This is a genomic window from Serratia bockelmannii (genome assembly GCF_051803255.1).
Classification (GTDB): Bacteria; Pseudomonadota; Gammaproteobacteria; order Enterobacterales; family Enterobacteriaceae; genus Serratia; species Serratia bockelmannii.
Genome location: NZ_CP196512.1, coordinates 12,360 through 26,218, shown reverse-complemented (window position 1 = coordinate 26,218; position 13,859 = coordinate 12,360). Strand labels below are relative to the sequence as shown.

14 protein-coding genes are annotated in these 13,859 nt (G+C 61.8%); 12 read left to right on the top strand and 2 right to left on the bottom strand.

Annotated features, from left to right (window positions below):
- The first annotated feature begins 146 nt into the window (after positions 1–146).
- The 8 genes from ACSJLU_RS00130 (at position 147) to ghrB (ending at position 7,587) form a co-directional block, all read left to right on the top strand.
- The gene (locus tag ACSJLU_RS00130) at positions 147–713 is read left to right on the top strand and encodes a DNA-3-methyladenine glycosylase I (RefSeq protein WP_025304776.1); all 567 of its coding nucleotides are present in this window, start codon (positions 147–149) and stop codon (positions 711–713) included.
- Positions 710–1,162: an N-acetyltransferase gene (locus ACSJLU_RS00125; protein ID WP_025304775.1), complete on the top strand. Its 453-nt coding sequence runs from the start codon at positions 710–712 to the stop codon at positions 1,160–1,162. The genes ACSJLU_RS00130 and ACSJLU_RS00125 overlap by 4 nt, the downstream gene beginning before the upstream one ends.
- Before the next feature lie 246 nt (positions 1,163–1,408).
- The gene (locus ACSJLU_RS00120) at positions 1,409–2,071 is read left to right on the top strand and encodes an OmpA family lipoprotein (protein ID WP_016929583.1); all 663 of its coding nucleotides are present in this window, start codon (positions 1,409–1,411) and stop codon (positions 2,069–2,071) included.
- Positions 2,072–2,195: 124 nt separating this feature from the next.
- Positions 2,196–3,230: a LacI family DNA-binding transcriptional regulator gene (locus ACSJLU_RS00115; protein WP_025304774.1), complete on the top strand. Its 1,035-nt coding sequence runs from the start codon at positions 2,196–2,198 to the stop codon at positions 3,228–3,230.
- Between the two features lie 172 nt (positions 3,231–3,402).
- Positions 3,403–4,155 carry a sugar phosphate isomerase/epimerase family protein gene (locus tag ACSJLU_RS00110; RefSeq protein WP_025304773.1) on the top strand — a complete coding sequence of 251 codons (753 nt, stop codon included), beginning with the start codon at positions 3,403–3,405 and terminating at the stop codon, positions 4,153–4,155.
- 7 nt (positions 4,156–4,162) lie between these two features.
- Positions 4,163–5,128 carry a sugar kinase gene (locus ACSJLU_RS00105; RefSeq protein ID WP_049207119.1) on the top strand — a complete coding sequence of 322 codons (966 nt, stop codon included), beginning with the start codon at positions 4,163–4,165 and terminating at the stop codon, positions 5,126–5,128.
- A 139-nt stretch (positions 5,129–5,267) separates the two neighbouring features.
- Positions 5,268–6,536 carry an MFS transporter gene (locus tag ACSJLU_RS00100; protein ID WP_033639091.1) on the top strand — a complete coding sequence of 423 codons (1,269 nt, stop codon included), beginning with the start codon at positions 5,268–5,270 and terminating at the stop codon, positions 6,534–6,536.
- A 73-nt stretch (positions 6,537–6,609) separates the two neighbouring features.
- On the top strand, positions 6,610–7,587 hold the full coding sequence (gene ghrB / locus ACSJLU_RS00095; RefSeq protein ID WP_049204664.1) for a glyoxylate/hydroxypyruvate reductase GhrB: 978 nt from the start codon (positions 6,610–6,612) through the stop codon (positions 7,585–7,587).
- Between the two features lies 1 nt (position 7,588).
- On the opposite strand, the gene ACSJLU_RS00090 is transcribed toward ghrB, so the two are convergent.
- Complete coding sequence (locus ACSJLU_RS00090) at positions 7,589–7,741, bottom strand: hypothetical protein (protein WP_162837931.1); 153 nt, start codon at positions 7,739–7,741, stop codon at positions 7,589–7,591.
- Between the two features lie 196 nt (positions 7,742–7,937).
- Here ACSJLU_RS00090 and ACSJLU_RS00085 point away from each other — a divergent pair, with 196 nt between their 5' ends.
- From ACSJLU_RS00085 to ACSJLU_RS00070, 4 genes are all read left to right on the top strand, one after another.
- Positions 7,938–10,001: an alpha-amylase gene (locus ACSJLU_RS00085; protein ID WP_380827249.1), complete on the top strand. Its 2,064-nt coding sequence runs from the start codon at positions 7,938–7,940 to the stop codon at positions 9,999–10,001.
- A 135-nt stretch (positions 10,002–10,136) separates the two neighbouring features.
- Positions 10,137–11,387, top strand: coding sequence for a valine--pyruvate transaminase (locus ACSJLU_RS00080; RefSeq protein ID WP_089181469.1), 1,251 nt, complete (start codon positions 10,137–10,139; stop codon positions 11,385–11,387).
- A 74-nt stretch (positions 11,388–11,461) separates the two neighbouring features.
- Positions 11,462–11,683 carry a ribbon-helix-helix domain-containing protein gene (locus ACSJLU_RS00075; protein ID WP_273830814.1) on the top strand — a complete coding sequence of 74 codons (222 nt, stop codon included), beginning with the start codon at positions 11,462–11,464 and terminating at the stop codon, positions 11,681–11,683.
- Positions 11,683–12,063, top strand: a complete 381-nt coding sequence (locus tag ACSJLU_RS00070; RefSeq protein WP_025304766.1) for a type II toxin-antitoxin system VapC family toxin — start codon at positions 11,683–11,685, stop codon at positions 12,061–12,063. The genes ACSJLU_RS00075 and ACSJLU_RS00070 overlap by 1 nt, the downstream gene beginning before the upstream one ends.
- Positions 12,064–12,073: 10 nt before the next feature.
- Here ACSJLU_RS00070 and ACSJLU_RS00065 read toward each other — a convergent pair whose 3' ends face one another.
- Complete coding sequence (locus ACSJLU_RS00065) at positions 12,074–13,732, bottom strand: putative transporter (RefSeq protein ID WP_127146954.1); 1,659 nt, start codon at positions 13,730–13,732, stop codon at positions 12,074–12,076.
- Between the last annotated feature and the right edge of the window lie 127 nt (positions 13,733–13,859).

The following is a 13,859-nucleotide window of genomic DNA, read 5'->3' as shown; positions in this document are numbered from 1 at the left end:
GGCCGGTTTTCCACCGGCCATGTAGTAACTATTGTCGGCTTTTTCACCACGTCAAGCGGGCTGATGACAAAACAATCAGAGGCTTGCCAAGTTCGGCGCTTCGAGCGATGATTACTGTTCATAAACACAGCATAAGGACAGTCAGGATGGCAGACGAACGTTGCGGTTGGGTGACGGCCGATCCGTTGTATCTCGAGTATCACGACAAGGAATGGGGCGCGCCCACCACCGACGCGCGCGAGCTGTTTGAAATGCTGTGCCTGGAGGGGCAGCAGGCCGGCCTTTCCTGGATCACCGTCCTGAAAAAGCGCGAGAATTACCGGCGTGCTTTCCATGGTTTCGATCCGCAGCGGGTCGCCGCCATGACCGAGCAGGACGTGGAAAACCTGCTGCAGGACAGCGGCATCATCCGCCACCGCGGCAAGATAGAAGCCATCATCACCAACGCCAAAGCCTATCTGGCGATGGAGGCGTCCGGCGAGAATTTCGTTACCTTCATCTGGGACTTCGTCGGCGGCCGGCCGCAGCTCAACCGCTGGCAGGCGCTGAGCCAGGTGCCGGCTAAAACCGAGCAGTCCGACGCCATGTCCAAAGCGTTGAAAAAGCGCGGCTTCAAGTTTATCGGCTCCACGATCTGTTACGCCTTCATGCAGGCCAGCGGGCTGGTGAACGATCATCTCACGGGGTGCATGTGCTACCCAAAGCCACGGTGATCCGCCCCTGTGGCCCGGAGGATATCGAACGGCTGATGGCGCTGTGGCTGCCCAGCACCATCGCCGCCCATCCGTTCGTGGCGGAAAAATACTGGCATGAGAGCGCCGCACTGGTGCGGGAAAACTACCTGCCGCGCGCGCAAAGCTGGGCCTGCTGGCATAACGACGAGATCGTCGGCTTTATCAGCGTGCTGGACGAGCAGTTCATCGGCGCGCTGTTCGTCGATCGGGCGTATCACGGCCGCGGCGTCGCCCAGGCGCTGATGACGCACGTGCAGCAGCGCTACCGCCGGCTCAGCCTGGAGGTGTATCAGCAGAACCTGCGAGCCTGCGCGTTCTACCACAAGCACGGTTTTCAGGTGACGCAACGCCTGTTTAACGACGAAACCCAAGCCTATACGCTGATCATGAGCTGGCCGGCAATCGAGAATTCAACCGGTTACGGTTAAAAAAGGCGCATTCGCGCCCTGGCGGCGCGCAATTAGGAATCCGCTGCATAGCGCCGCCCGGCGTTTTATCGCATAACTCCCCCAGCACTTACCCGCGCTCATCATTTGTCACGTTTTTCTCCGGAACTGCCGGCGAGCCAACGCGTCATAGTAGCGCGGTGATGCGGGCCCCACCTGCGTCGCCTACTTTTTGCGCCCCCGTGTTGGGCCGGCGCGTACAGAATTGATGCCATTAAGGACAAGAACATGAAAAAACGCATTGCAATTATTGCCGGCGCAGTGAGCGTCGCGCTCACGCTGTCGGCCTGTACCACCAACCCTTACACCGGCGAATCCGAAGTCGGTAAATCCGGCATCGGCGCGGGCCTCGGTGCCGCACTGGGCGCCGGCGTCGGCGTGCTGTCCTCTTCCAAGAAAGATCGCGGCAAGGGCGCGCTGATCGGCGCAGCGGCCGGTGCAGCCCTCGGCGGCGGCGCAGGCTATTACATGGACGTGCAGGAAGCCAAACTGCGCGACAAGATGAAAGGTACCGGCGTCAGCGTCACCCGCCAGGGCGACAACATCGTGCTGAACATGCCGAATAATGTGACCTTCGACAGCAGCAGCGCCACGCTCAAACCGGCGGGCGCCAACACCCTGACCGGCGTCGCCATGGTGCTGAAAGAGTATCCGAAAACCGCGGTCAACGTGGTCGGCTACACCGACAGCACCGGCTCCCGCTCGCTCAACATGAACCTGTCGCAGCAGCGCGCCGACGGCGTAGCCAGCGCGCTGATCACCCAGGGCGTGGCGGCGAACCGTATCCGCACCACCGGTGCCGGCCCGGACAACCCGATCGCCTCCAACAGCACCGCGGAAGGCAAGGCGCAAAACCGCCGCGTCGAGATCACCCTCAGCCCGCTGCAGTAATCCCGTGCGGGGCGCCACCGGTGCCCCGCCGCTTCCTCCCGACTTTCTCCTTATCCTTCAATATTCCCGCTCGCACATCGGGTATGGTAGTCTCCTTGGCAATTAACCGCAGGAGGGATCGGCTGTGAGCACAGGCAAGGCAACGCGCACCTCAGGACGCGCTACCATCAGCGATGTGGCCAGCATCGCCAAAACCGGCAAGACCAGCGTGTCGCGCTATCTGAATGGTGAACAGCACCTGCTTTCCGACGATCTCAAACAGCGCATCGAACAGGCTATCCAGCAGCTCGACTACCGGCCAAGCCAGATGGCGCGCAGCCTGAAGGGCGGCCAGACCCGCCTGATCGGCCTGATCCTCGCCGATATCACCAACCCCTATTCGGTGGACGTGATGCGCGGCATCGAGGCCGCCTGCCGTCAACACGGTTTTACCCTGCTGGTGTGTAACACCAACAACGAAGTCAATCAGGAACAGCACTACCTGCAGCTGCTCAGCAGTTACCGGGTAGAAGGCATCGTGGTCAACGCGGTCGGCATGCGCGAGGAAGCATTATCCACGCTGCAACAGTCGATGCTGCCCATGGTGCTGATCGATCGAAAAATCCCCGACTTCGCCTGCGACGTGGTGGGCCTGAACAACCGCGAAGCCGCCACCGTCGCCACCGAACACCTGCTGCAACAAGGTTTCGAAGCGATCCTGTTCCTCAGCGAGCCGCTCGGTACGGTTAATACCCGTCTCGAACGCCTGCACGCTTTCAGACATACCATGGCACAGCACCCCGCGCTGTTGGCGGAGCAGGCCGAAACGCCGCTCAACGATCGGCAGAAGCTGGAGCAGGTGCTGAGCGATTTCAGCGGCCGCCATCGCGGCATGCGCAAAGCGGTGATCTCCGCCAACGGCGCCCTGACGCTGCAGGTAGCGCGCGCCATGCGTCGGCTCGGCATCCAGTGGGGCAACGACATCGGCCTGCTGGGCTTCGACGAGCTGGAGTGGGCGGAACTGGCGGGCGTCGGCATCACCACGCTGAAACAACCCACCTACCAAATGGGACACGCGGCGCTGGAGCGGCTGGTGCAGCGCATTCAGGGCCTGGCCACCCCCAGCGGCGAGCAGATGTTCTCCGGCGAGCTGATCGTCCGCGGCTCCACCACCCGCTAATCCACCTTCTCCGGGGCCGTTGACCGCCCCGCCTCTATCTGAGTCGGCTGTTTTTTGCTCAGCTTCGTGATTGCGATCATATTTTTACACTCTGTCGCTTTTCGCTGGAACCGGTTCCATTTAACGTACCGGTAACAGCAGCGGCGGCGACAATGCCGCCTCAGGAGTCAAAATGAAAACAGAAATCATCGTGGTCACCGGCGCCTACGGCACCGATACCGTCAAACAACACGGCGGCCAGCGCGCGCTGTTGCCCATCATCGCCGGCGCGGGCGCCGACGGAGTGGAGATCCGCCGCGAACTGTTCACCGCCGGTGAACTGGACAGCCTGCCGGCGCTGGCGCAAGAGATCGATCGCCAGCAGCTGTTCGCCGTCTATTCCGCCCCTGAGGCGCTGTTCACACCGCAACATACGCTGAACCCCAACCTGTCGGCGCTGCTGGCGGAAGCGCAGGCGCTGAACGCGCGCCAGCTGAAGCTCTCCCTCGGCCATTTCCGCCCCGGCTTTGATTTTACCGAGTTGAAAGTGGCGCTGGAGCAACACCCGGTCAAGCTGGTGGTCGAGAACGACCAAACGCCGGACTGCGGCATTTTGTCGATGCTGAACGCCTTTTTCCACGCCGCGGAAGATAGCCACCTGCCGGTCAGCATGACCTTCGATATGGCCAACTGGCTGTGGGTGGGGCAAGACGCCTTCGCCGCCGCCGAACGCCTGGCCCGCCACGTCGGTTACGTGCACGTCAAAGCCGCCACCCAAGGCCCGCGCGGCTGGCGCGCCATCGCGCTGGACGAGACCGACGGCAGCTGGCGCGACCTGTTGGCCCGTCTGCCGCACGATGCGCCGCGCGGTATCGAATTCCCGTTGCAGGGCGATGACCTGGAAGCCGTCACCCGCCATTACGTCAATATCTTGCGTGCGGAGTAACCCCATGATGACAACGTTAACGGCAACGACGGCGCAGCAGGCGCCCCTGGATGTGGTCACGCTGGGTGAAGCCATGGCGATGTTCGTGGCGGCACAAACCGGCGATCTGGCGGAGGTGGAAACCTTCACCAAACGCATCGCCGGCGCCGAACTGAACGTGGCGATCGGCCTGGCGCGTCTGGGTATGAACGTCGGCTGGGTCAGCCGCGTCGGCAACGATTCGTTCGGGCGCTTCACCCTGCAGCAGTTGAAAAAAGAAGGCATCAATTACCGGCAGGTGACGGTCGACGGCCACTACCCCACCGGTTTTCAGGTGAAATCCAAAACCACCGATGGTACCGATCCCAGTGTGGAGTATTTCCGCAAGGGCTCGGCGGCCAGCCACCTGTCGATTGCCGATTTCAACCGCGAGTATTTCGGTTCCGCGCGCCACCTGCACCTGAGCGGCGTGGCGGCGGCGCTGTCCAGCGAGTCGCTGGCGCTGTGCCACCATGCGGCGCGCGAGATGCGTGCCATGGGTAAAACCATTTCGTTCGATCCCAATCTGCGCCCGGTGCTGTGGCCCAGCCGCGAGGTGATGATCGAGCAGCTGAACCAGCTGGCGTTCGCCGCCGACTGGGTTCTGCCGGGGTTGAAAGAGGGACAGATCCTCACCGGCCAGTCGACGCCGGAAGGCATCGCCGATTTCTATCTGGAGCGCGGCGTGCAGGCGGTGATCATCAAAACCGGCCCGGACGGCGCCTGGTTTAAAACCGCCGCCGGCGATAAGGCGACAGTGGCCGCGGTCAAGGTCGACAACGTAGTGGATACCGTCGGTGCCGGGGACGGCTTTGCCGTCGGCACCCTCAGCGCCCTGCTGGAAGGCAAAACGCTAATACAGGCGGTGCAGCGCGGCAACAAAATCGGCTCGCTGGCGATCCAGGCCATCGGCGACAGCGAAGGCCTGCCGACCCGTGCGGCGCTGGCCGAATAACAATAAAAAAACGACTTCTCCGCATGACGTCAGCCTCTGGCCCTACAACCGGGACGCGTCGGGAGAGCATCTGCCCCTTCGTCTTTCACGCCCAGCGTGCCGGGCGAAGGGGATGCAACACCACTGAAGGATACTGAACATGAACAAAGCGACTGTCGCGGCCAAACGCTGGTGGTACATCATGCCCATCGTGTTTATCACCTACAGCCTGGCCTATCTCGATCGCGCCAACTTCAGCTTCGCCTCTGCCGCCGGCATCAATGAAGATCTCGGCATCACCAAAGGCATGGCCTCGCTGCTGGGCGCGCTGTTTTTCCTCGGTTATTTCTTCTTCCAAATTCCCGGCGCCATCTACGCCGAACGTCGCAGCGTCAAAAAACTGATCTTCTGGTGCCTGATCCTGTGGGGCGGCTGCGCCTCGCTGACCGGCGTGGTCAGCAATATTCCGATGCTGGCCGCCATCCGCTTTATCCTCGGCGTGGTGGAAGCGGCGGTGATGCCGGCGATGCTGATCTACATCAGCAACTGGTTCACCAAATCGGAGCGGTCACGCGCCAATACCTTCCTGATCCTCGGCAACCCGGTGACGGTGCTGTGGATGTCGGTGGTATCCGGTTACCTGATCCACGCCTTCGGCTGGCGTGAAATGTTCATCATCGAGGGCATTCCGGCGGTTATCTGGGCGTTCTGCTGGTGGGTGCTGGCGAAAGACAAACCGGCGCAGGCCGGCTGGCTGAGCGCCGATGAGAAACAGGCGCTGCAGCAGCAACTGGACGAAGAGCAAAAAGGCATCAAGGCCGTGCGCAACTACGGCGAAGCTTTCCGCTCACGCAACGTGATCCTGCTGTGCGTGCAGTACTTCGCCTGGAGCATCGGCGTGTACGGCTTCGTGCTGTGGCTGCCTTCCATCCTGCGCAGCGGCATGCAGATGGGCATGGTGGAAGCCGGCTGGCTGTCGGCGGTGCCTTACCTGGCGGCAACCATCGCCATGATCGTGGTCTCCTGGGCGTCGGACAAAATGCAAAACCGCAAGCTGTTCGTCTGGCCGCTGCTGCTGATCGGCGCGCTGGCGTTCTTCGGTTCTTACGCCGTCGGCGCCAACCACTTCTGGATCTCCTACGGCCTGCTGGTGGTCGCCGGCGCCGCGATGTACGCCCCCTACGGGCCGTTCTTCGCCATCATTCCGGAAATGCTGCCGAAAAACGTTGCCGGGGGCGCCATGGCGCTGATCAACAGCATGGGCGCGCTGGGTTCGTTCTTCGGTTCGTGGTTCGTCGGCTATCTGAATGGCGCCACCGGCAGCCCGGCGGCTTCCTACATGTTCATGGCCATCGCACTGGTGGTGGCGGTGGTGCTGACGCTGATCGTCAAGCCCGCCCGCAACGAGATCCAGCCGCAATTGGCTTGATCCAGTTATACTTTTTATCTGTTAACCCAACCGGGGGGGCACCATGCCCCCTTTGGCCCAGCTGGAGTTCGTGATGAAGCCTTCTATCGTATTGTACAAAAGCCTGCCCGCCGATCTGCTTGAACGTCTGGAACAGCACTTCACCGTGCACGCCTTCAACGGCCTGCAGCCGGAGAACCGCGACGAACTGCGCCAGGCGTTGCAGCAGGCCGAAGGGATCATCGGTTCCGGCGGTAAAATTGACGAAGCCTTCCTGCAGCAGGCGCCCAAACTGCGCGCGGCCTCGACCGTTTCCGTCGGCTACGACAACTTCGACGTCGAGGCGCTCAACGCCCATAACGTGCTGTTGATGCACACCCCGACGGTGTTGACCGAAACCGTCGCCGACACCATCATGAGCCTGGTGCTGGCGACCGCGCGCCGGGTGGTGGAAGTGGCGGAGCGGGTGAAGGCCGGCGAATGGCGCGGCAGCATCGGGCCGGACTGGTTCGGCGTCGACGTGCACCACAAAACCATCGGCATCCTCGGCATGGGCCGCATCGGCCTGGCGCTGGCGCAGCGCGCGCACTTCGGCTTCGGCATGCCGGTGCTCTACAACGCCCGCCGCACGCACGAAGAGGCGGAGCAACGCTTCAACGCCCGTCGCTGCGATCTGGATACCCTGCTGGCCGAGTCGGATTTCGTTTGCATCACGCTGCCGCTGACCGAACAAACCTTCCACATGATCGGCCGCGAACAGCTGGCGAAAATGAAGAAAAGCGGCATTCTGATCAACGCCGGCCGCGGGCCGGTAGTGGATGAGCAGGCGCTGATCGAAGCGCTGCAAAACGGCGTGATCCACGCCGCCGGGTTGGATGTGTTCGAGAAAGAGCCGCTGCCGGCCAACTCGCCGCTGCTCAGCATGCCGAACGTGGTGGCGTTGCCGCACATCGGCTCCGCCACCCATGAAACGCGCTACGGCATGGCCGCCTGCGCGGTGGATAATTTGATCGCCGCGTTGACCGGCACGGTGAAAGAAAACTGCGTCAACCCGCAGCTGTTGCGGAAATAACTCAGCGCGGCCGGTGGTCTGAGGATAACCGGCCGTGTTGCTCTTCCTGCTGCGGCGCGAACAGCGCCTGCAGCTGATGTTCTTCGGCGAAGTGCTGCAATTCGGCATCCTGAATTGCCTGAACGATCTCTTCTCGCCAGTTTTTGTCCGTCATCGCTAACCTCCTTTGATGTTCACCGTTTAATCTGCCGCAGCGCGCGCACAAAGCCAAGCCGAATCAATCCGAAAACGCTCCGCCCTTCCTCTCCTCCTCGAAAAACCCTCGCAGGGAGGAGGCCATTTTTCCGTCGTTTGCCACACTGGGCGCTACCCTGCGAGAAAAACGCTTCCTGCCGCGCGTAAGGAGAGCCATGAAACTGTTACCCCTGCCCTTATTGATGCTGCTGTCGCCTTCGGCGCTGGCCAGCTGGACACTGCCGGGTTTCCCGGCCTTCGACGAAACGGCCGCCGGGCTGTTCACCAGCCAGGCCACGCTGCCCAAAGGCCAGCTGCCGCTGCGCCTGTATCAGGATAACCGCTGCTGGCAACCGGCGGAGGCGGTAAAACTTAACCAGACGCTGTCGCTGCACCCCTGCGACGCCAACCCGCCGGTCAGCTGGCGGCAGTTCCGCGCCGGCGACTATCAGGTGCGCGTCGATACGCGCAGCGGCACGCCGACGCTGCAGCTCAGCCTGGGCAGCGTGCCGGAAAGCGCCGCCGTTGCCGTCCGCAGCTGCCCGCGCTGGGACGGTAAGCCGGTCACGGTCGACGTCACCTCCACCTTCACCGAAGGCGAAACGCTGCGCGATTTCTATTCCGGCCAAACGGCGCAGGTGAGCCAGGGAAAAATCACGCTGCAGCCCGCCCCCGCCAGCGGCGGCCTGTTGCTGCTGGAATCCGCCGCCACGGCGAAACCGGCGGCGTTCAGCTGGCATAACGCCACGGTCTACTTCGTGCTGACCGATCGCTTTGAGAACGGCAATCCGGCCAATGACCACAGCTACGGGCGCCGCAGCGACGGCCTGCAGGAAATAGGCACCTTTCACGGCGGCGATCTGGCCGGCCTGACGCAGAAGCTGGATTATCTGCAGCAGCTCGGCGTCAACGCCTTGTGGATCAGCTCGCCGCTGGAGCAGATCCACGGCTGGGTCGGCGGCGGCACCCAAGGTGATTTCCCGCATTACGCCTATCACGGCTATTACGCGCTGGACTGGACTCGCCTCGACGCCAACATGGGCACCGAACAGGAGCTGCGCACGCTGGTCGAGCAGGCGCATCGCCGCGGCATTCGCATTCTGTTCGACGTGGTGGTGAACCACGTCGGCTACGCCACGCTGGCGGATATGCAGACGTTCCACTTCGGCTCGCTGTATCTGCAAGGCGCAGAGGTGGAGAAAACCCTGGGGAAAAACTGGAACGACTGGCGCCCCGGGCCAGGGCAAAACTGGCACAGCTTCAACGACTACATCAACTTCAGCGACAAGGCGGGCTGGCGCCCATGGTGGGGGAAAAATTGGATCCGCACCGACATCGGCGACTATGACGCGCCGGGCTATGACGATCTGACGATGTCGCTGGCCTTCCTGCCGGACATCAAAACCGAAGCGCCCGGCGCCAGCGGCCTGCCGCTGTTCTATCGCCACAAACCCGACACCGCCGCGCGCGACATGCTCGGCGCCACCACTCGCGATTACCTGACCGTCTGGCTCAGCCAGTGGGTGCGCGATTACGGCATCGACGGTTTTCGCGTCGATACCGCCAAGCACGTGGAAAAACCGACGCTGGCGCTGTTGAAACAGCGCGCCACGGCGGCATTGGCGGCGTGGAAAGCGGAGCATCCGCAGCAGGCGTTGGATGATGCGCCGTTTTGGATGACTGGCGAGGCCTGGGGCCACGGGGTGATGAAAAGCGACTATTACCAAAACGGCTTCGACGCGATGATCAACTTCGACTTCCAGGACCAGGCGGCGCAGGCATTGGGCTGCTTCGCCGACATCGACGCCACCTACCGGCAGATGGCCGAGCGGCTGCAGGATTTCAACGTGCTGAGCTACCTCTCTTCGCACGACACCCGGCTGTTCTTCGCCAGCGACGCCAAAGGCTCGCTGCCGCTGCAACAGCGGGCGGCGAACCTGCTGTTGCTGGCGCCGGGCGCGGTGCAGATTTACTACGGCGATGAAAGCGGCCGCCCGCTCGGCCCAACCGGTTCCGATCCGCTGCAGGGTACCCGCTCCGACATGAACTGGCGTGAGCTACAGGGGGAAAAAGCCCCGCTGCTGGCCCACTGGCAACGGTTGGGGCAGTTCCGCGCTCGCCACCCGGCGATCGGCGGCGGCGTGCAAACCCCGCAGGCGCACGCCGCCTATTACGCCTTCAGCCGCCGGCTCGGCGACGATAAGGTGATGGTGGTGTGGGCCGGCGAACGGTCACAATAATCCAGCGTAATATGCTGCTAATCGGCCAATGAGCGAAGTTTGTGCCCATTGGCCGATTTGTCGGCCGCATTGCAGCGGGATTTGTCTGGCGGTATGGTGGGTGATTACCTGCTAAGAAACAGTACTGCTGCACCTATGACTTTCTCACTTTTCGGCGAAAAATTTACCCGTTATGCGGGCATTACCCGTTTGATGGACGACCTGAACGAAGGCCTGCGCACCCCCGGTGCCATCATGCTCGGCGGCGGCAATCCGGCGCAGATCCCAGAGATGGAAGCCTACTTCACACAGCTGTGCCAGGAGATGCTCGACCAGGGCAAACTGACCGAGGCGCTGTGCAACTACGACGGCCCGCAAGGCAAGGACGCGCTGCTGAAAGCGCTGGCCAATCTGCTGCGCGACGAGCTCGGCTGGGAGATTTCGCCACAGAATATTGCACTGACTAACGGCAGCCAAAGCGCGTTTTTCTACTTGTTCAACCTGTTCGCCGGCCGCTACGCCGACGGTTCGCGCCGCCGCGTGCTGTTCCCATTGGCGCCGGAATATATCGGCTATGCCGACGCCGGGCTGGACGAAGGGCTGTTCGTCTCCGCCAAACCGAACATCGAGCTGCTGCCGGACGGCCAGTTCAAGTATCACGTCGATTTCGAACATCTCACCATCGGCGATGACATCGGCATGATCTGCGTTTCACGGCCGACCAACCCGACCGGCAACGTGATCACCGACGAAGAGCTGATGAAGCTCGACCTGCTGGCGCAGCAGCGTGATATTCCGCTGGTGATCGACAACGCCTACGGCGTGCCGTTCCCCGGTATCATCTTCAGCGACGCCACGCCGCTGTGGAACCCGAACACCATCCTGTGCATGAGCCTGTCCAAGCTCGGCCTGCCGGGCTCGCGCTGCGGCATCGTGATCGCCGACGAGAAGGTGATCACCGCGCTAACCAACATGAACGGCATCATCAGCCTGTCGCCAGGCAGCATGGGGCCGGCGATGGCGACGGAAATGATCGCGCGCGGCGATCTGCTGCGCCTGTCGAACGAGGTAATTCGCCCGTTCTACAAACAGCGCGTCGAGCACACCATCGAGATTATTCGCCGCTACCTGTCGCCGGAGCGCTGCCTGATCCACAAACCGGAAGGTGCTATCTTCCTCTGGCTGTGGTTCAAAGATCTGCCGATCACCACCGAAGTGCTGTATCAGCGCCTGAAAAAGCGCGGCGTGCTGATGGTGCCGGGCCACTACTTCTTCCCAGGGCTGGAGCATGAATGGCCGCACACCCACCAGTGCATGCGCATGAACTACGTGCCCGATCCGGAGAAAATCGAGCGCGGCGTGGCTATTCTGGCGGAAGAGATCGAGCGCGCACATCAGAAAGGCTAACGCCGACTGATTGAAAATTGACCGACAAAGATATACGATGCATATATCGTATATCTTTTTTTGGAGGGCCAACGATGACTCGCATCGTGATCGATTTACCTGAAGAAGACCTGCGGCAGCTCGATAATCTGAAAAATATCCGCCACGTTCCGCGGGCCGAGATCATTCGTCAAGCAGTCTCCCGCTATCTGACGGAGAACCACGTGGAAGATCCCAGCAACGCTTTCGGGCTCTGGTCCGGGGCGATGGGAGATGGCGTGGAGTACGAAAATCGTCAGCGCGAGGATTGGGAATAATGGTGGCTCAACGGGCGTTATTTGACACCAATATCCTGATCGATTATCTCAACGGCATTCCTCAAGCCAGGGACGTTCTGGTCGAGTATCACATCAATCCGGCCATCAGCGCCATCACCTGGATGGAAGTGATGGTAGGTGCTAAAAAACAGGGTCCGGCACTGGAGCTGAAAACACGTCAGTTTTTAGGGCAATTTCTGCTGCTGCCTATTACCGATGAAGTCGCTGAACGCGCCGTAGAACTGCGCCACTCACAGCATGTGAAACTGCCAGACGCCATTATCTGGGCCACAGCGCAGGTGGGATTCCGGATGCTCATCTCCCGCAACCCCAAAGATTTCGGCACTGACAATGGCGTGTTGATGCCTTATCGGCTGTAGACGATCCGCACTACAGCGTCCAGAACAGCACCGCCAGCAGCTGCGGCGACATGATGCGCAGGAACATCGCCAACGGATACACGGTGGCGTAAGACAGCGCGGCGGCGCCGCTGGTGGGATGCAGACCGTTGGCGAAGGCCAGCGCCGGCGGATCGGTCATCGATCCCGCCAGCATGCCGGACAGCGTCAGGTAGTTCATCTTGCCCACCGTGCGTGCCAGAATACCGACGCTCAGCAGCGGAATGGCGGTGATTAACGCGCCATAACCAATCCATGTCAGCCCCTCGCCGTGCAGCAACGTATCGATAAAATTGCCGCCCGATTTCAAACCGACCACCGCCAGAAACAGCACGATGCCCAGTTCGCGCAGCGCCAGGTTGGCGCTCGGCGGCATAAACCAATACAGCTTGCCGATACTGCCGATGCGCCCCAGGATCAGCGCCGCCACCAACGGCCCGCCGGCCAGCCCCAGCCGCAATGCCGCCGGGAAGCCGGGCACGAACAGCGGAATGGAGCCCAGCAGCACCCCGAGACCGATGCCGATAAAGACCGGCAGCATCTGCACCTGCTGCAGTTTTTGTTGGGCGTTGCCGACGATTGCCGTCACCGCGTCGATGGCCTCCGGCCGGCCGACCAGGTTGAGAATGTCGCCAAACTGCAGCGTCACGTTGCTGCCGGCCACCAGCTCGACGCCGGCGCGGTTGAGGCGTGAAATTACCACGTCATACTTCTGCTTCAGGTTCAGATCGCGGATTTTCTTGCCCAGCACCTGCTCGTTGGTCACCACTGCCCTCACCACCTGCAGCGCGGTGCCGCGCGTCGACAGCGAGGCGTCCACCTCTTCGCCTATCACCAGCCGGGCGTTCTCCAGATCTTCACGCTTGCCCACCAGATGCAGGTAGTCGCCAAGTTCCAGCCGCTCGTGCGGCGCCGGCACCATCAGCAGCTCTCCGCGCTTGAGGCGCGAACAGACGATCGCTTCACCGTTGAGCAACGGCACCTGCTTAATCGCCATGCCCTGCAGGTTGGGATTGCGCACCGCCACGTTGATGGTGTGCAGCAGCTCACGCTGATTGCCCAGGCTGTTTTCAAACGCCTGCGCCTCGCGCTCGATGTTGATGCGGAAAACCAATCGGATCAGCCACATCACCAGCAAGATGCCGCAAATGCCGAACGGGTAGGCCATGGCGTAGCCCATCCCCATGCCGTCCACCAACGCCGGATCGGAACCGAGATCGGTCAGGATTTGTTGACCGGCGCCCAGCGCCGGGGTGTTGGTGACCGCGCCGGAGAACACGCCGAGGATGATCGGCAGCGGCACGTCGAACAGCTTGTGCACCGCCGCCGCCACTGCGCCGCCGGTCAGTACCAGCAGCACCGCGAAGGCGTTGAGGCGCAGACCAGAGACGCGCAGCGAAGAGAAGAAACCGGGACCGACCTGGATGCCGATGGTGTAAACGAACAGGATCAGGCCAAACTCCTGGATAAAGTGCAGCATGTCACCATTCAGGCTGATTTGCCCGCTCTGGGCAAAGTGGCCGACCAGAATGCCGCCGAACAGCACGCCGCCGATGCCCAGCCCGACGCCGTACAGCTTCCAGTTCCCCATCCACAGCCCAATGACGGCCGCCAGCGCCAACATGCTGACGGTCAGGGCGATATCGCTCATAGGTCACATCCTTGCCAAAATTGAAGAGGGAATTTGCGGCCAAAGACACACAATTAATAAGGATTATGACATCGGACTGTCGGGGGGACTGTGGCGTGCGCCACATAACGCAACGGGGGAGATCCGT